At 76.3% G+C, this 18,308-nt stretch carries 9 protein-coding genes and 1 pseudogene; all 10 read right to left on the reverse strand.

The window, feature by feature from the left end; all coding sequences use genetic code 11:
- Positions 1 to 34 precede the first annotated feature (34 nt).
- Positions 35 to 6,808, reverse strand: a pseudogene (locus IF02_RS32450) (amino acid adenylation domain-containing protein); the annotation flags it as partial.
- Positions 6,809 to 6,909: 101 nt separating this feature from the next.
- Positions 6,910 to 8,637, reverse strand: coding sequence for a condensation domain-containing protein (locus IF02_RS0116820; protein WP_030157704.1), 1,728 nt, complete (start codon positions 8,635 to 8,637; stop codon positions 6,910 to 6,912).
- Between the two features lie 58 nt (positions 8,638 to 8,695).
- On the reverse strand, positions 8,696 to 10,222 hold the full coding sequence (locus IF02_RS0116825; protein WP_030157706.1) for an AMP-binding protein: 1,527 nt from the start codon (positions 10,220 to 10,222) through the stop codon (positions 8,696 to 8,698).
- 73 nt (positions 10,223 to 10,295) lie between these two features.
- Complete coding sequence (locus tag IF02_RS0116830) at positions 10,296 to 11,606, reverse strand: PLP-dependent aminotransferase family protein (RefSeq protein ID WP_030157708.1); 1,311 nt, start codon at positions 11,604 to 11,606, stop codon at positions 10,296 to 10,298.
- Positions 11,603 to 12,709 (reverse strand): alpha-hydroxy acid oxidase, encoded by a 1,107-nt coding sequence (locus tag IF02_RS0116835; RefSeq protein ID WP_030157709.1) that lies wholly within the window; start codon positions 12,707 to 12,709, stop codon positions 11,603 to 11,605. Before IF02_RS0116835 ends, IF02_RS0116830 begins: the two co-directional genes overlap by 4 nt.
- Positions 12,706 to 13,788 (reverse strand): 4-hydroxyphenylpyruvate dioxygenase, encoded by a 1,083-nt coding sequence (gene hppD, locus IF02_RS0116840; RefSeq protein ID WP_234318228.1) that lies wholly within the window; start codon positions 13,786 to 13,788, stop codon positions 12,706 to 12,708. The genes IF02_RS0116835 and hppD overlap by 4 nt, the downstream gene beginning before the upstream one ends.
- Positions 13,785 to 14,603, reverse strand: a complete 819-nt coding sequence (locus tag IF02_RS0116845) for a thioesterase II family protein (RefSeq protein WP_234318229.1) — start codon at positions 14,601 to 14,603, stop codon at positions 13,785 to 13,787. The genes hppD and IF02_RS0116845 overlap by 4 nt, the downstream gene beginning before the upstream one ends.
- The gene (locus IF02_RS0116850; protein WP_037836453.1) at positions 14,600 to 16,375 is read right to left on the reverse strand and encodes a non-ribosomal peptide synthetase; all 1,776 of its coding nucleotides are present in this window, start codon (positions 16,373 to 16,375) and stop codon (positions 14,600 to 14,602) included. Before IF02_RS0116850 ends, IF02_RS0116845 begins: the two co-directional genes overlap by 4 nt.
- Positions 16,368 to 17,459 (reverse strand): TauD/TfdA family dioxygenase, encoded by a 1,092-nt coding sequence (locus IF02_RS0116855; protein ID WP_078622135.1) that lies wholly within the window; start codon positions 17,457 to 17,459, stop codon positions 16,368 to 16,370. The genes IF02_RS0116850 and IF02_RS0116855 overlap by 8 nt, the downstream gene beginning before the upstream one ends.
- Positions 17,456 to 18,304, reverse strand: coding sequence for a dimethylargininase (ddaH, locus tag IF02_RS0116860; protein WP_030157719.1), 849 nt, complete (start codon positions 18,302 to 18,304; stop codon positions 17,456 to 17,458). Before ddaH ends, IF02_RS0116855 begins: the two co-directional genes overlap by 4 nt.
- Between the last annotated feature and the right edge of the window lie 4 nt (positions 18,305 to 18,308).

Genomic DNA, 18,308 nt, shown 5'->3' on the forward strand with positions numbered 1-18,308 from the left:
AGTCGAGCTGACGGGTGATCAGCGCGTCCGGGTCGCCCTCCGCGCCGAGCACGGACCGCTGCCAGACGGTGTGGTCCCGGTACTGCACGGGCAGCGGCTCGAAGGCGGGCTCCCCGCCCGCCAGGCGGGCGGCGTAGGCGGTGGCCAGGTCGGCCAGGAGCGGCCCCCACGACCAGCCGTCGGTGGCGATGTGGTGCACCACCAGCACGAGCACCCACTCTTCCCGCCCCAGCTCCAGCAGCCGGGCCCGCAGCGGCAGTTCGGCCGAGATGTCGAAGCAGTGGCCCGTCACCTCCCGTACCGCGTCCGCGACGGCACCGGCCTCCGCGACGGCGAGGACCTCCAGCGGCACGTCGGCCGCCGCACCCTCCAGCAGCCGGATCACCGGCTCGCCCCCGCACTCGTCGAAGACGGTCCGCAGCACCTCGTGCCGGGCCACCACGTCGCCGAGCGCCGCACGCAGCGCCGGCGCGTCCAGCGGACCCGTCAGCCGGTAGGCGAAGGGCACGTTGTGGTGGCCGGACGGGCCCTCCGCCTGGTGCGCGAACCACAGCCGGTGCTGCGCCGAGGACAGCGGCGCGCCCTGCCCGGGCTCCGCACGGCGCAGCGGCGGCCGCGCCCGGTCGGCGCTCCCGGCCAGCTCCGCGAGGGCGGCCACGGTCTGCGCGCGGAAGACGTCGCGCAGCGGCAGCTCGACCCCGAGGGCCGTACGGATCCGGCTGACCAGCCGGGTCGCCAGCAGTGAGTGGCCGCCCAGGTCGAAGAAGCCCGCGTCGGCGGCGACCGCGTCGAGGCCGAGCACCTCGGCGAAGAGCCCCGCCAGGATCTCCTCCCGGGGGGTACGGGGGGCACGTCCGCCGGAAGCGGGCAGCGCGGGCTCGGGCAGGGCCCGGTAGTCCACCTTGCCGTTGGGGGTCAGCGGCAGCGCGTCCAGGACCAGGACGTACGAGGGCAGCATGTAATCCGGCAGCAGCCGCTCCAGACGGCGCCGTACCGAGGGCCCGGAGACCTCCCCGACCACGTACCCGGCCAGCCGCTTCTCGCCGTCCGCGGCGGCCCGTACGGCGACCACGGCCTGGCGGACGCCCGGGCAGGCGGCCAGCGCGGCCTCGACCTCGCCGGGCTCCACGCGGAAGCCGCGGACCTTCACCTGCTCGTCGGCCCGGCCGAGGAACTCCAGCAGTCCGTCGGCCCGCCACCGGGCGAGGTCGCCGGTGCGGTACATGCGCGTCCCGGGCGCGTCGCCGAACGGGTCGGCGACGAACCGCTCCGCGGTGGCCGCGGGCCGTCGGTGGTAGCCGCGCGCCACTCCGGCACCGGCCAGGTACAGCTCGCCCGGGGTGCCCGGCGGCACCAGCCGCATCCGCCCGTCCAGCACGTACGCACGGGTGCCGTCCAGGGGGCGGCCGATCGGCACCGGGCCGTCGGCGTCCGCGGCGCCGGTGATCAGGTGGCTGGTCGCGCACAGGGTCGCCTCGGTGGGCCCGTACAGGTGGCGGACCACGGTGTCCGGGCAGGCGGCCAGCACGGCGCGGACCGCGGCGGGGCTGACGACGTCGCCGCCGGTCAGCACCTCGCGGACGCCGGCCAGCAGGCCGGGGTCCTCCTCGGCGACCACGCGGAACAGACCGGCCGTCAGGTGCACGGCGGTGATGCCCGCCCCGCGGATCAGGGCGCCCAGCCCGGCGACCGTCGGCTCGCCCTCGGGGGCGACGACGACCTGCCAGCCCGACAGCAGCGCCACCCACAGCTCGTAGTCGGCGATGTCGAAGGCGTGCGGCGCGTGGAACAGGACGCGCTCGGCGCCCCGGGTGTGCCAGCCCCGGTCGGCCACGAGGTCCAGGACGTCCCGGTGGGTGACGGCGACGCCCTTGGGCTCGCCGGTCGAGCCCGAGGTGTGCATCAGGTAGGCGAGCTGCCCGGGCGGGCACGGCGCGGGGGTGAACCCCCCGCCGTCCGCGAGAGCGCCGGGCGCCTCCGCCGCGCCGGCCGGGACCGTCCGCACGCCCTCCGGGGCGAGCCCGGCGTGGGTCTCGTCGACCAGCAGCACGGAGCAGCCCGCGGCGTCCAGGATCCGCCGGGTGCGTGCGGCGGGCTGGCCGGTGTGCAGCGGCAGGTACGCGCCGCCCGCCTTGAGGACGGCCAGCATCGCCACGACCACCTCGGGGGAGCGCCCCATCAGCACCCCCACCGGGGTCTCGGCGGTGACACCGAGGCCGGCCAGCCGCCGCGCCAGCCGGTCGGCGCGCCGGTCCAGCTCCCCGTAGGTGATGGCGTCGGGGCCGGACACCAGGGCCACGGTGGCCGGGTGCAGCGCTGCCCTCCGGGCGAATTCCAGGTGCACCGCCGTACCCGCTCGAGGCGGGGCCGGCGGCTGCCAGTCGGCCAGCAGCTGCTGCCGCTCCCGCGCCAGCAGCACCTCCAGGGCCGAGACCCGGCCGCGCGGCGCCCGTACCGCCGCCGCCAGGACCCCGCGCAGCCGCTCCACGAGGGCGCGCACGGTGGCCTCGTCGAAGAGCTCGGTACGGTACTTGGCCACCGCGCTCAGCCCCTCGCCCGCCCCGGCCGCCTCCGTGAACTGCAGCGCCAGCTCGAACTCGGCCCGCGCTACGTCGACCTCCTCGGCCACCGCCGTCAGCCCGGGCAGCTGCAGGCCGGCGGCGGCCGCCCGGCGCATCGTCAGCGCCACCTGGAACAGCGGGTGGTGGGAGAGCGAGCGCCGCGGGTTGACCGCCTCGACGACCTGCTCGAAGGGCACGTCCTGATGGGCGAAGGCCGCCAGATCGCTCTCCCGCACCCGCTCCAGCAGTTCCGCGAACGTCGGGTCCCCGGACAGGTCGGTGCGCAGGACCAGGGTGTTGACGAAGAAGCCCACCAGATCGTCCAGGGCTGCGTCGGTACGGCCCGCGACGACTGTCCCGATCGGCACGTCGGCCCCCGCGCCGAGCCGGGACAGCACCACCGCCAGCGCGGCCTGGAGCACCATGAAGACGGTGCAGCCGTGCGCCCGGGCCAGCGCCTCCACCTGCGCGGTCAGAGCCGCGTCCAGGCCGAAGGCAACGGCCGCGCCGGCCGGATCGGCCACCTCCGGCCGGGGCCGGTCGGTGGGCAGCACCGGCTCCTCCGGCAGCCCGGCCAGCGCGGTGCGCCAGTACGACAGCTGCTCCTCGGCCGCGCCGTCCAGCAGGGCGCGCTGCCAGAGCGTGTAGTCGGCGTACTGCACCGCCAGCGGCGGGCGCGGCTCAGCGCCGCCGCCCGTGCGGGCCGCGTAGGCGTACGAGAGGTCGCCCAGCAGCGGCCCCCAGGACTCGCCGTCGGTGGCGATGTGGTGCAGGGCCAGCACCAGCGTGTGCCTCTCGGGCCCGGCCGTCAGCAGCGCGGCCCGCAGGGGCGCGTCGGTTGCCAGGTCGAAGGGGCGTGCGGCGATCTCGTCGATGTCCGCGCCGGCCGCGTCGAGGAGCTCCAGGGCCGGCGGGGCCGGGGGCAGGACGACCTGACGGGGCTCGCCGTCGGCCTCCGGGTGGACGGTGCGCAGGATCTCGTGCCGCTCGGCCAGGTCGGCCAGCGCCCCGCGCAGCGCCTCCACGTCCAGCGGACCGCCGAGCCGGAGCGCGACCGCGCTGTGGTAGGCCGGGTTCGGCCCGTCGAGCCGGTCCAGGAACCACAGCCGGCGCTGCGCCGGGGAGAGCGGCAGCTGCGCCGGGCGCGCCTGCGGCCGCAGCGCGGGACGGGCCCGGTCCGCGCCGTCGATCAGCGCGGCGAGCGCGGCCGGAGTGCGGGCGGTGAACACCTCACGGATGCCCAGCTCCGCGCCGAACGCCCCGCGCACCTGCGCCACCAGCCGCATCGCCAGCAGGGAATGGCCGCCCAGCTCGAAGAAGTCGTCGTCGGCGCCCACCTCGGGCAGGCCCAGCACCGACGCGAACAGGCCCGTCAGGATCCGCTCCCGCTCGGTGCGGCCGCCGCGGCCGCCGGTGCGCAGGGCGGGGGCGGGCAGGGCCCGCCGGTCGAGCTTGCCGTTCGGCGTCACCGGCAGTCCGTCCAGCACGACCACGGCCGGGACCATGTGCTCGGGCAGCGCGGCGGCCAGCTCGCCGCGCACGGCGGCGGGGGTCGGCGCGGCGCCCGGGCGGGGCACCACGTACGCCACGAGCCGGGGATCGCCCGGCCGGTCCTCGCGGACGACGACCGCCGCGTGGGAGACGCCCGCGCAGCCCGCGGCGGCGCTTTGGACCTCGCCCGGCTCGATGCGGAAGCCGCGGATCTTGACCTGGTCGTCGGTGCGGCCCAGGTACTCCAGGACGCCGTCGGCCCGCCAGCGCACCAGGTCGCCCGTGCGGTACATGCGGGCCCCCGGCTCGAAGGGGCAGGCCACGAACCGGTCGGCGGTCAGAGCGGGCCGGCCGAGATAGCCGCGAGCCAGCTGCACGCCGGCCAGGTACAGCTCGCCCGCGGTGCCGGGCGCCACCGGGGCGAGCCGGCCGTCCAGGACGTACGTACGGGTGTTGGCGGCGGGCCGGCCGATCGGGACGGTGGCGTCCCCGGCCCGGCAGGGCCAGAGCGTGACGTCGACCGCGGCCTCGGTCGGGCCGTACAGGTTGTGCAGCTCCGCGCCGGGCAGGACCCGGAAGAAGGCGTCCTGGGTGTGCGGGGGCAGCGCTTCGCCACTGGCGATCACCCGGCGCAGCGAGCGGGCGCCCGCCGCGGCGGGCTCGCGCAGGAACACGTCGAGCATGGACGGCACGAAGTGCGCGGTGGTGACGGACTCCCGCGCGATCAGGTCGGCCAGGTAGGCGGGGTCCTGGTGGCCGCCGGGCTTCGCGACGACGAGGGTCGCCCCGGTCAGCAGCGGCCAGAAGAACTCCCACACCGAGACGTCGAAACCGCTCGGCGTCTTCTGCAGCACCCGGTCCCCGGCCCCCAGGCCGTACTCCCGCTGCATCCACTCCAGCCGGTTGACGATGGCCCGGTGCGGGACCAGCGCGCCCTTGGGGCGCCCGGTGGAGCCGGAGGTGAAGATCGCGTACGCCGGGTGGTCGGGAAGGACCACCGGCCGCGATGCGGGATCCGCCGCGGGGAGCGGGGCGTCCAGCCGCAGCGTCGGCGTCCCCTGCGCCTCCCAGCCGGTGCTCAGCACCAGCGCCGGGGCGGCGTCGGCCATGATCCCGAGGTTGCGCTCCTCGGGCTGGCCGGGGTCGACGGGCAGGTAGGCGGCCCCCGCCTTCAGCACCCCGCACAGGGCGACCATCAGGTCGAGGGAGCGCGGTACGGCGACCGCGACCAGGCTCTCCGGTCCGATGCCGCGGGCCGCGAGCACGTCCGCGAGGCGGCCCGCCCGCTCGTCCAGTGCCCGGTAGGTCAGGGTTTCCCCCTCGAAGACGACGGCGGTGGCGTCCGGGGTCCGGGCCGCCTGCTCCGCGAGCAGCGCGGTCAGCGTCGACGCCGGGAGGGCGGCGGCGGTGTCGTTCCACTCGGCCAGGACCCGGTGGCGCTCGGCCGCGGTCAGCGCGTCCAGGACTTCCACCGGCGCGTCCGGGTCGGCCGTCCATCGCTCCAGCAGCCGCACCAGCCGCTCGCCCAGCTCCCGCACCCGCTCGGTGCCGATGAGCCCGGGGTGGTGGCTCAGCCGCAGGCCGAGCGCCGCGCCCGGCTCGACCACCAGGGTCAGCGGGAAGTGCGTGGTGTCCCGGAACCGGATCCGCGCCTCGAGGCCGAAGCCGGGCAGGTCGAGCGCGTAGTCGCTCATCGGGAAGTTCTCGAAGACCAGGTTCGTGTCGAAGAGCGCGGACGGGGAACCGGCCAGCTTCTGGATCTCCGTCAGCCCCAGGTGATCGTGGTCCACCAGCTCTGCCCGCTCGCGCTGGAGCTCCGCGCAGACCCGGCGCAGCGGGGCGGCCGCGTCGACCCGGGCCCGGACGGGCACGGTGTTGATCAGCATGCCGATCATCCGCTCCGAACCCGGCAGTTCGGCGGGGCGGCCGCTGACCGTGAGACCGAAGACCACGTCGTCCTGCCCGGTGGCGCGGGCCATGAGCACCGCCCAGGCGCCCTGGACCACGCTGGTCAGCAGCAGCCCGCACTCCCGGGCCCGCGCGGTCAGCGCCGCCGTCCGCTCCTCGTCCAGCCGCACCACCACGTCCTCGGGGGTGGCACCGGGGGAGACCCGGCCGGCGCCGTCCGCGATCCGGCCGGGCGCACCGAGACCGGCCAGGGCGGTGCGCCAGGCCTCCTCGGCGGCGGGCCGGTCGCAGCGCGCGAGGTGCGCCAGGTACTCCCGGTAGGGCCGTACCGGCTCCGGCTCGCCACCCGCGTACAGGGTGAACAGCTCGCGGAAGAGCAGCCCGAACGACCAGCCGTCCAGCAGGATGTGATGGGCCGATACCAGGAGTCGGTGCCGGTCGTCCGCCAGCCGCAGCAGCGTGAACCGCAGCAGCGGCGGGCGGCGGCTGTCGACGCCCTGTGCCCAGTCCTCCTCCGTCAGCTCCACGGCCCGCTCCTCGGCCGCCCCGGCGGGCAGAGCGCCGAGGTCGTGCTCCCGCCAGGCCGGCTCCATGTCCCGGCGGACCACCTGGACGGGATCGCCGTTCTTGCGGTGGGTGAGGACCACCCGCAGGTTGGCGTGACGGCGCAGCAGCTCCCAGGCGGCCCGGCGCAGCCGTCCCGCGTCGAGCGTCCCGTCCAGGTCGACGGTGAACTGGGCGATGTAGAGGTGCTTGGAGTCCTCGTCGTACCCGGAGTGGAAGAGCATGCCCTCCTGCAGCGGGGAGAGGGGCAGGACGTCCTCGATGGCCGGCCGGCTGGTGTTCATGGCTGATGTCGCTTTCTGGGAGTCCGTCGGAGAGCGACGGCGGGGCGGGGGTGCGGTCCGGTCGGGGACAGCGGTCCGGTCGAGGTCAGAGGAGGCCGAGCTCAGAGGAGGCCGAGGGAGGCCGCGAGGTCGTCCAGTTCGTCCTGGCCGATCGCGTCGAGCGTCAGGCCGGAGGCGGGCGGGACGGTGGACGGGACCGCGGGGCCGGTGCGGTCGGCCAGGACGACGAGGGCGCCGAGCATCCGGAACCAGCCCTCGGCCAGCGCCCGGACCTCCGCCTCGTCGTGGACGCCGTCGGCCCAGGCCCAGTCGGCGTGCAGGACGGGTCCGTCCGCCGACTCCAGGACGAAGGCGTTCACCTCGACGGCGTGCGCCATCGGCATGCCCGGGCCGGGGGCGTCGAGCCGGGCCCCGTGGGCGGGCAGCAGCTGCCAGTCGCCGCCGCCCGGACCGCCCAGCCGGCCCAGGTAGTTGAAACCGAGGCCCGCGGGCTCCGCCGCGGCGAGCTCCTTGCCGACGACCGGGTCGAGGTGGCGCAGCAGGCCGTACCCGATGCCCTTGCGCGGGATCTCCCGCAGCTGCTCCCGGACCCGCCGCAGTGCCTCACCGGCGGTGGGGCCGCCGTCCTCGGCGTCCGCCGCGCCCAGGCCTTCCAGGGCGAAGCGGGTGGGGAAGAGGGTGGTGAACCAGCCGACGGTACGGGAGAGGTCGGCCTCGGCGCCGATGTCCTCCCGGCCGTGGCCCTCCAGCTCCACCAGGACCTCCGGGCCACAGGGCCGCCACCGGGCCAGGGCCAGGGAGAGCCCGGCCAGCAGCACCTCGTTGGCGTCGGCGCCCAGCCGGTCGGCCACCGACGTCAGCAGCGGCCCGGCCGTCGCCGCGGGCAGGCTCAGGGCGAGGTGCCCGGCGCGGTCCTCGTGGTCGCGGGCCGGATCCAGCGGGCGGCGGCCCGCGATGCCCGCACCCGGCCGCACCACACCGCTCCAGTACGGGGCTTCGGCCGCGGTCCGCTCCCCGGCCGCCTCCGCGGTGAGCAGCTCGGACCAGCTGCGGAACGAGGTGGCCACCGGGTCGAGGGCCCCGGCGGGGGCCCGTCCGGCGGCGACCGCCTCCCAGGCCCGGGTGAGGTCCCCGGTCAGCACCCGCCAGGAGATCCCGTCCACGACCACGTGGTTGACGACCAGGGCCAGCGCCCCGGGCAGCCCGGCCCCGGCGTCGAACCAGACGGCCTGCACGATCACCCCGCCGCCCACCGAGAGCCGGTCGCGGGCCGCGTGCACCTCCCGCCCGACCTCCTCGGCGGTGGCCTCGCGGCCCTCCGTCGCCACCCGGCGCAGGCACTCCGCGGCGCGCACCGACCCCGCCGGGCGGGTCCGCCAGCCGGAGCCGTCCCGGACCACGCGCAGCATGTCGTGCCGGTCCAGGACCGCCTGGAGCACCTCGGCCGCGCTCTGCCCGGTCAGTCCGGCCGGGGTCCGCACCACCAGGTACTGGTGGTAGCGGTCGGCGGGCCCGCCGCGCTCGTCGAGCCAGTGCATCACCGGCGTCGGCCGGACCGGCCCGACCCCGTCGTCGGCACCGGACCGGGCGGACCGGGCCAGCGGCCGCGCGGCGGCGGCCAGGGCCGCCACGTCCGGCAGGGTCAGCACGTCCCGGACGGTGATGCGCAGCCCGGCCCGGCGGGCCGCGCCGACCACCTGCACGGCGATGATGCTGTCACCGCCGAGCCGGACGAAGCCGTCCTGCGGGCCGACCTCCTGGATTCCGAACAGGTCCGCCAGGACACCGCACAGGATCCGCTCCGCCTCGGTCACGTCGATTCCCCTCATAGTCTTCCTCGTTCTCGTTCTCGTTCGCCGCGGGCCTCCGCGGGCCTCCGCGTGCTCGTCAGACGGCGGTGCGGGCCGGGGCGAACAGCGTCCGCAGGGCGGCCCGGTCGACCTTTCCGTTGGCGGTCACCGGCAGGTCCTCCACGGGCCGGAAGTGCCGGGGCACCATGTACGCGGGCAGGTGCGCGGCGCACGCCGCGGCCAGCTCCTCGGGCCCGGGGCCGTCCGCCCCCGTCCGGGTCCACACGGCCGCCAGCCGGCGCGAGCCCGCGACCTCCACCGCCACCACCACGGCCCGGCGGACCCCCGGGACCGCGCCCAGGACCGCCTCGACCTCGCCGGGCTCGACCCGGTACCCGCTCACCTTGAGCTGGTCGTCGGCCCGGGCCACGAAGTGGAAGTCCGCCCCGTCGAACCGGACGACGTCCCCCGTGGCGTACGTACGGCGCGGGGTCCCGTCGCGGTGGGGCAGGGTCCGGAAGCGGGCCGCGGTCAGCTCCGGGTCGCCCAGATAGCCGAGGCCGACACTGCCCCCGCCGACGACCAGCTCCGCCTCCTCGCCCGCCGCGAACGGCCGCAGCACGCCGTCCGCCTCGCGCAGCAGCTCCGCCCCGGCGACTGCACCGCCGATCGGCGGGTGCTCGGGCCAGGAAGCGGCCTCCCGCGGGTCCAGCCGGTACTGCGTGACCACGTGGGTCTCGCTGGGCCCGTACTCGTTGACCAGGGCGACCCCGGCGGCCGCGCAGAACTCCCGCACCTCGGAGTTGACGACGAGGCGCTCGCCCGCGACCGCGATCTCCCGCAGGTCGGGCATCGCGTCCGGTTCGAACACGGCGGCCGTGGCCAGCGCGTGCAGCCCCACCACCGGCAGGAACAGCCGGGCGACGCGCTGTTCGCGGATCAGGTCCATCAGCGCGAAGGGGTCCTGGCGTTCCCCGTCGGAGACGACGACCAGCGCGGCCCCGGCCAGCCAGGTGGTGACGATCTCCTCGTAGCCCACGTCGAAGCCGATCGAGGCCGCCTGGAGGGTGTGCGGCGGGCGGTCGTGGGCCCAGTGCCGCACGTGCCAGTCGCCGAGCGCGGCCAGCACCGACGGGGGAACGGCCACCGACTTGGGCTCACCGGTCGATCCGGAAGTGGGGATGACGTACCCGACGGTCCCCTCGCGCAGCTCCTCCAGCGGGGCGCCGCGCAGCTCGCCGAAGGCGACCTCGGCGGGGCCGAGCCCGGTCGGCGCGGTGTGGTCGGGACGGACCAGCAGGGCGCAGAGCCGGGCGATCCGCGCGGCCCGCGGCGCGGGCATGCCCGGGTCGACGCAGACCACGCCCAGGCCGGCCCGCCAGGCGCCGAGCACCGCGGCGCAGCGCTCCCAGGACCGTTCGCCGTGGACGGCGACCACGTCGTCCGGTCCCAGGCCGCGGGCGGCGAGCCCGCCCGCGATCTCGGCGGACAGCCGGTCGAGTTCGCCGTAGGTGCGGGCGACGCCGCCGTCGACGACGGCCACCGCCGCGGGGTCGCGGCGGACGGCACGGATCAGGGGCCGGACGAGTGAATGCCGCGGTCCGCGCGCGTCGTCGGTGTGCATGGACGTCCCTTCTGGGGGTGGTGCGAGGAGAGCGGGGAGGGGAGCGGGGAGGGGCGCGGGCGGGGCGAGGGGCTCAGTCATGCGGTGCCGCGCCGTGCTCGTCGATCAGCGCCGCCAGCCGGTCGAGCCCGTCCTCGATCCGGTCGGGGTCCAAGGAGCTGCACGACAGCCGCAGTTGGCGCCCGGCCCGCTCCTGGTCGCTGAAGTGGCGCATCGGCGTGAAGAGCACCCCGTGCCGGACGGCGGCCTCCTCGACCAGGGCGTCGGTCACCGGGAACGGCACGTCGAGCACGACGAAGAAGCCGCCCGCGGGGGCGATCCACCGGACCCCGGGCATCCGGGCGAACCGCCGGTCCAGCCCCTGGAGCAGACAGCGCAGGTTGCGCCGGTAGACGTCGATCTGGCGGCGGTTGGCCTCCAGCAGGCTGCCGCCGTGCTCCAGCAGCATGCCGCCGACCAGCGCCTGAGCCACCGGCGGGGTGTTGACGGTCAGCATGCTCTTGGCCCGGGCCAGCTCGTCGGCCAGCAGCGCCGGGCCGCCCGCCCCCGTGACCCGCTGGTCCGCGACGGCGAAGCCCACCCGGGCGCCGGGGAAGCAGGTCTTGGCCAGCGAGCCCAGGTAGACGACCCGCTGCCCGGTGTCGAGGGCCTTCAGCGTCGGTGGCCGGGAGTCGTCCGCCATCCGGAAGTACCCGTACGGGTTGTCCTCCAGCAGCAGCACGTCCTCCTGCTCCGCGACCTCCAGCAGCTCCCGGCGCGTCGCCGTCCCCAGGGAGTGGCCGCTCGGGTTGGAGAAGTCCGGCACCAGGTACAGCGCCCGGGGCCGTTCCCCGGCCGCGCGGACCTCGCGGATCCGCTCGCGGACCTGCTCCGGACACACCCCGCGGGGGCCCTCGGGCACCGACCGCACCGGGAGGTCCAGCAGCCGGGCCGCGCCCGTCAGCCCGACGTACGTCGGGTCCAGGGCCAGCACCACGTCCCGCGGGCCGGCCTTCAGGGCGCGCAGCACGAGCCACAGCGCCTCCTGCGCGCCCACCGTGACCAGGACGGCCTCCGGGTCGCAGACGATGCCCTCGTCCCGTTCGAGGTGACGGGCGATCAGCTCGTGCACGACGCCCTTGGTGCGGCCGTACTGGAACAGCTCCCGCCGCACCCCGGCCTCGTCGTAGCCCTTGTCCGCGGTGAGGTGGTGGATGTACGTGTCGAGGTAGCGGTGCAGGTCGGACGGGTCGAAGAAGTCCTCCGTCGGCCGCCCGGGGGCGAAGGAGACCGCCTCGGGGAACCGTCCCGCGATCTCGTTGAGGAAGGTCATGGACAGCAGCGCGGGGTCCGCGAGGGACGCGTGCAGATCGGCCCGGTCCAGGGCCACGGCCGTGGGGGTCACCGGCCCGCCCCCAGCGTCGTCAGCCAGGGTGCGTCGGCGGGGGTGCCGCAGCCCGACAGCTCCAGGGCGGAGCGCAGTTCGGCCGCCAGCAGCCCCAGCACCCGGGACACGCCCTCCGCGCCGTCCGCGGCCAGGCCCCAGAGGACGGGGCGGCCCAGCAGCACCCCGTCCGCGCCGAGCGCCAGGGCCTTCAGGACGTCGGTCCCGCCGCGGATCCCGCTGTCCAGCAGCAGTCGGCAGGACGGCGGGACCGCCTCCCGGACCGCGGGCAGCATGTCCGCGCTGGCGACCGCGCCGTCGAGCTGGCGGCCGCCGTGGTTGGAGACGACGATGGCGTCCGCGCCGGCCGCGGCCGCGGTCGCGGCGTCACCCGGATCGAGGATCCCCTTGACGATCAGGGGCAGTTCCGTCTGCTCCCGCAGCCGGGCCAGGTCGTCCCAGCCCAGGGCGCGGGCGAAGGACTCGGCGGTGTGCTCCGCCACCGCGCACGTCCCGGCCCGGCGCTCGGCGGCCCGGCGGGTCGTGGCCGGGTCGAGGTGTGCGGCCGCCACGCCCGCCGGCAGGGCGAAGCCGTTGCGCAGGTCGCGCAGGCGCCGGCCCATCGAGGGGACGTCGACCGTGACCATCACCGCGGCGCAGCCCGCGTCCTCGGCGCGCCGCACCAGCTCGGCGGTGAGCCCCGGGTCCCGCTGGCAGTACAGCTGGAACCAGGTGACCCCGCCCAGCGCCGTGACCTCCTCCACCGGCACGCTGCTCAGCGTGCTCAGGGTGAACGGCACTCCGGCGGCCGCCGCCGCGCGGGCCGTGGCCAGCTCGCCCTCGGGGTGGAGCAGCCGCTGGTAGGCCATGGGCGCGACCGCCACGGGCAGGGCCGCCCGGCCGCCCGGGAGTTCGGCCGAGGTGTCAAGCGCCCCGGGACCCGACAGGACGCGGGGGACGAGGCGGATCCGGTCCAGGGCGGCCCGGTTGGCGGCCAGGGTCAGCTCCTCGCCGCTGCCGCCCGCGATGAAGTCCCAGACCTCCGGGGGCAGGGCCCGGCGGGCGGGTCCGGCGAAGTCCTCCAGCCGGACCGGGACCGGCGCGGTGTCGTGACCGGCGCTCACCGCAGGACCTCTCCGGCGCCCAGCCGCTCGGCCTCGACGGCCTCGTACAGGGCCTTGATGTTGCCGTTGCCGAAGGTGCGGGCGCCGAACCGCTCGATCACCTCGTGGAAGAGGGTGCGGCGCGGGTGGGTGGAGCGGGTGAAGATCTGGAAGAGCTGCCCGTCGTGGTCCTCGTCGACCAGGACGCTGATGCGCCGGAGCTCCTGCGTGGAGTGCCGGGCCAGGTCGAGCCGGTCCGCGAGCATCGTGTAGTAGGTGTCGGGGACGCTCAGGAACTCCACGCCGCGCTCGCGCAGCGCCCCGACCGCCCGGACGACGTCCCGGGAGGCGAAGGCGATGTGCTGGACGCCCGCGCCGCCGTGCTCGGCGAGGAACCGGTCGATCTGCCCCGGCTCGCGGGAGGTGTCGGGCTCGATCAGGGTCAGGGTGACCTCGCCGGAGGCGCTCTGCACCACCTTGGAGTCCATGGCCTGCGCGCCGACCCGGATGAGCTCCTGGAAGATCATGCGGAAGCCGAGGACGCGGGTGTAGAACTCCACGGTCCGGGCGAGTTGTCCGGCGGCCACGCAGACCGCGAAGTGGTCCAGCTCCTCCAGGAGTTCGCCGTCCGCGTCCGGTGCGGCGGCGTCCGGCAGCGGGGTGAAGCCCGGGGGCAGCCCGGCCGGGTCCGGCTCGACGAGGGTGTGCACGACGTCGCCGAACCCGGCGACCACGGCCCGGGTGCGGCCGTCGGGGTCCCGGCGCGGCACGGCCAGGGGGACCGCGCCGCGGGAGACCGCCTCATCGAAGACGGCGGCCACGTCGGGCACGCTCAGCGCGATGTCGGCGACGCCGTCGCCGTGGGCCAGGACGTAGGCGGCGCCCGGGTGGTGCGGCGAGCGGGCCTGGGTGAGGACGAGGGAGATCCGGCCCTGGCGCAGGAGCAGGGACTCCGCGTCGGCGGACGCGGCGCGGGCGACCGCACGGAAACCGAAGCGGCCGGTCATCTCGGCCGCCGCCGACGCGAGGTCGGCGACGTAGGACTCGACGTGGCTGATGCCGAAGGCGGGGGAGAAGGTCATGGAGCTGCCGTTCGTCATGGGGTCGCCGTCCCTCGCGGGGCGGCGGACACGGAGAGGACGGGGGCGGGGGCCGCGGCGGCCCCGGTGGTCAGGGAGGTGATCCGGGCGGGCAGGCCCCGCCACACCTCCGGGGTGTAGAAGTGGCCGCCGGGCAGGACGTCGTGGCGGAACGGGCCGTCGGTCAGTGCCGCCCAGCGCGGACCCACGTCCTCGCCGATGACCGGGTCCGCGTCCCCGGAGAACACCTGGAGCGGGACGCCGGTCCGGGCACCGGGGGTGTGGGTGAAGGTGTCCCGGGCGGCCAGGTCGGCCCGCATCAGCTCCACGGCCATCTCGGTCAGCTCGGGCTCTTCGAGGACGTGCTCGGGCAGCAGGCCGTGGGTGCTCATCCAGCCGAGCAGCTCGTCGTCGCGCTGCCCCTGGGCCAGGAACCGGTCCCGGTCGGTGACCCCGCGGTCCGGGGCGTTGCAGGCGGAGACGACCAGGGCGCGCGGCGGGGGCGCGCCCGCCGCGGCGAGCCGTACGGTGACGTCGAAGGCCATCCAGCCGCCCATGCTGTGTCCGAACAGGACGTACGGGCCCTGTCCGGCCACCGCCGCGACCCCGGCGGCGGCGTCGGTCGCGAGCTCGTCCCAGGTCCGGGCGAACTCCTCGGCGAACCGCCCCTCGCGCCCCGGATAGCAGACGGCCACCAGGCCGGCGCCGTCCGGCAGGGCCGGGATCCAGTCGTGGAAGGTGGCGGTGCCCCCGCCGCAGAAGGCGAGGCAGACCAGGGTGGGAGCGCCCGCCCCGGTCTCCTTCAGGCGCACCGCGGTGGTGTCGAGGACGCTCACGAGGCCTCCCCGGCGGCCAGGGCGTGCACCGACTGCGCGTGCCGGGCCAGGTCCGCGAGGACGGGGAAGCGGTAGACGTCCTTGGTCCGCAGCGCGATCCCGGCGTTCTTCTTCAGCCGGGACACCACGCGCAGCGCCAGCAGCGAATGGCCGCCGAGCGCGAAGAAGTTCGCCTCCGCGTCGACGCCGTCCCGGCCGAGGACCTCGGCCCACACGGTCGCGATCAGCTCCTCCAGCGGGCCCTCGGGGGCGCGCCCGGAGGACTCCGGCCCGGCTGCGGGGGCCGTCGGCAGCGGCGGCAGCGCCTCGGTGTCCACCTTGCCGTTCGGCGTCAGCGGGAGCGCGTCGACCGTGACGAAGACGGACGGGACGAAGTGCGCGGGCAGCACGGCCCCGCAGTGCCGGCTCAGCTCCGCGTCGGTCACCCGGGCCCCGGGAGCCAGGACGCAGTACGCCGCGAGGAGGGTGTCGCCGTCCGGCCCGGTCCGGGCCACGGCGACGGCCGCCTCCACCGCCGCGTGGCCGCGCAGCCGGTCCTCCAGCTCGCCCGGCTCCACCCGGAAGCCGCGGACCTTGAGCTGCCGGTCGGTGCGGCGCAGGAACTCCAGACCGGAGCCGGCCCGCCAGCGCACCAGGTCGCCCGTGCGGTACATCCGGCCGCCGTCGGTGGAGAAGGGGTCCGCGACGAACCGCGAGGCGGTCAGCCCGGGCCGACCGACGTAGCCGACGGCCACGCCCGGACCGGCCAGGTACAGCTCGCCCGTGGCGGCCGGCCGCAGCCCCTCGTCGAGGACCTGGGCGCGGACCCCGGCCAGCGGCTCGCCCAGGCGTGGGGCGGCCCCGGTGATCCGGGTCGCGGTGGCGTCGACGGTGCACTCGGTCGGGCCGTACAGGTTCCAGGCCTCCACGGCCGGGTCCTCGGCCAGCGCCCGCCACATCGGTACCGGCACCGGCTCGCCGCCCAGCAGCAGCCGCAGCGGACGCCCGGGCCGCAGCCGCGGACCGGTCAGCCGCCAGTGCGAGGGGGTGCAGTCGAGGTCGGTCACGCCGTACGCGTCGAGCAGCGCGTCCAGCCGGGCCGGGTCCGTGCGGTCCTCGTCGTCCAGGACGACCAGGGTGTCGCCGCGGCACACGCGGACCCACTGCTGCACGGACGCGTCGAAGGACAGGCTGGCGTTCCAGGCGACCACGCGGTGGCCGGACGGGTAGACGCCCCGCTCTTCCAGGCCCGCGACGAGGGCGGCGACGCCGGCGTGAGTGACCTCCACCCCCTTGGGGGGTCCGCTGGAGCCCGAGGTGTGGATGACGTAGGCCGCGGTGGCCGGGTGCCCGGCACGGCCGGACGGCTCCGCGTCGGCCTGCGCGGCAGGCGCCGCCGTGGCCAGGTGTGCCGTGTCCGGGTCCAGGACCGGCAGGCCCTCGGCCCACTCGGCCTCGGCCCCCGCCCGCGCGACCACCGCACGCAGCCCGGCGTCGGCCGCGATGTGCGCGAGCCGCTCCCCGGGGTACGCCGGGTCCAGAGGGACGTAGGCCGCACCGGCCCGCCACACCGCCAGCGGGGCCACGGCCCAGCCCGTGCCGCGGGGCAGGCTCACGCCGACCCGGTCGCCCGGGCGGACGCCGAGCGCGCGCAGCGCCGCCGCCAGCCGGGCCGTGCGCCCGGCCAGCTCCTCGAAGGTCAGGGCACCGTCCGCGGCGTGCACCGCGGCCCGGCCGGGGAAGGTCCGGGCGGTCTCCAGGAACCGCTCCACCAGGTTCGCCGGCTCAGCCACGGGACACCGCCGCCACGGTTCCGGCGCGCGGGGCGACGGTCGGGGCGCAGTCCGCCACCGCGACCGGGTCGCCCATGGCGACGACGATCCGCCGGTCGCCGCGGAAGGGGTCGCGGCCGTGCGCGGTCAGGACGTTGTCGACGATCAGCAGGTCCCCCGGCTGCCAGGCGCGGCGCACGGTGGCCCGCTCGTAGGCGGCGTTGACGTCCTCCAGGTCCGCCTCCGTCAGCGGGACGCCGTCACCGAGACCCGTGTCGAAGGGCAGCCCCCCGGGGCCGAGTTCGTCCAGCAGGACCTCGCGCAGCTCCTCGTCCAGCGAGAAGCGGTTCCAGAACGCCATGTGGTTGAACCAGACTTCCTCGCCGGTCTGCGGGTGGCGGACGATGCCCGGCCGCACCTGGCTGGTGCGCAGCGTGCCCTCTTCGTCCCAGGCGCAGGCGATGGCGTTCTCGGCGCAGTACGCCTCGACCTCCTCGCGGGTGGTGGCCCCGAAGGCGGACTGCCAGGCGACCGAGAGGGTCTGCGAGTAGGTGCGGGTCAGGACCCAGCCGGAGGCGCGCATCCGCTCGACCAGCGCGGCGGGGAGCGAGCGCAGCACCTCGCGGCAGTCGGTGACGGGGGTCGCGCCGCCCTCCTCGGGGGCGGTCAGGCAGCCGAAGAGCAGCAGGCCGGGGAAGGTCAGCGTGTAGCTGTTCTCGTTGTGCGGGCGGATCGCCTGCGCGGCGGGCAGGTCGGTGGAGGAGAAGACGCCGGAGCCGAAGTCGCTGCGGGGGGTGGCCTTCTCGCGGTACGGGGTGGCCCGGCGGACCAGCTCGTCGCGGACGACGGCGAAGTCGTCGACGCTGCGGACCGGCAGCCCGCTCACGTACACGGCGCCGAACCGGTCGAGTCCGGCGCGCAGTTCGGCGCGGTGCCCGGCGAGCCAGTCCCGCGCGGCGGCCGCGTCGGCCAGCTCGGGGGCGCGGACGGTGGCCGGGGCGCCGGGCTCGGTGAGCCAGTCGAGGACGCCCGCGAAGGGGACGGCCTCGGCGGCGGTGGCCTCGGCAGCGCCGCCCTCCTCGGGGGTGGTCGGGTGCGCGCTCATGCGGCACCACCCGCGGTCGGGGTCTGCGCGGCGTGACGGAGCTCCAGGGTGCAGCACTTGACGCTGCCGCCGCCCTTGAACAGTTCGGACAGGTCGACGCCGATCGGCGTGAAACCGCGCTCGGCCAGCCGGTCCGCGAGCCCGCGGGCGGCCTCGGCGAGCAGGACGTTCCGCCCGTCGGAGAGCGCGTTCAGCCCGAAGACCTCGGCGTCCTCCTCCGTGGCCAGCAGGGCGTCCGGGTACAGCTCGCGCAGCACCGCCTGCGACTCGGCCGAGAAGGCACCGGGGAAGTACATGATCTCGTCGTCGTCGAGCACGGCGAGGGCGGTGTCCAGGTGGTAGAAGCGCGGGTCGACCAGGGTCAGGCCCACCACCGGGGCGCCGAGCACCCGTTCGGCCTCGGCGTGCGAGGCCGGGTCGGTGCGGAAGCCGGTGCCCGCCAGGATCCGGGACCCGGCGACCAGGAGGTCGCCCTCGCCCTCGTTGACGTGCTCCGGGGCGACCACCTCGGCGTAGCCGTTGGCCTCGAACCAGGCCTGGTAGGCGGGGGCTTCGGCGGCGCGCTCGGGGTGGCGGAAACGGGCCATCAGGACGCGGTCGCCGAGCACGGTGGCACCGTTGGCCGAGTAGACCATGTCGGGCAGCCCCGGAACCGGGTCGATCAGGTCGACCGTGTGCCCGAGCTCCTGGTAGAGGGCGTACAGCCGCTCCCACTGCAGGACGGCCAGGTCGGTGTCGGTCGGCTTGGCCGGGTCCATCCAGGGGTTGATGCGGTAGTCGACGGTGAAGTGGGACGGGCGGCACATCAGGTAGTGCCGGGGACGGGCGGTGCGCTGGACGGTCATCGGC

This window comes from Streptomyces sp. NRRL S-244 (assembly GCF_000717915.1).
Classification (GTDB): domain Bacteria; phylum Actinomycetota; class Actinomycetes; order Streptomycetales; family Streptomycetaceae; genus Streptomyces.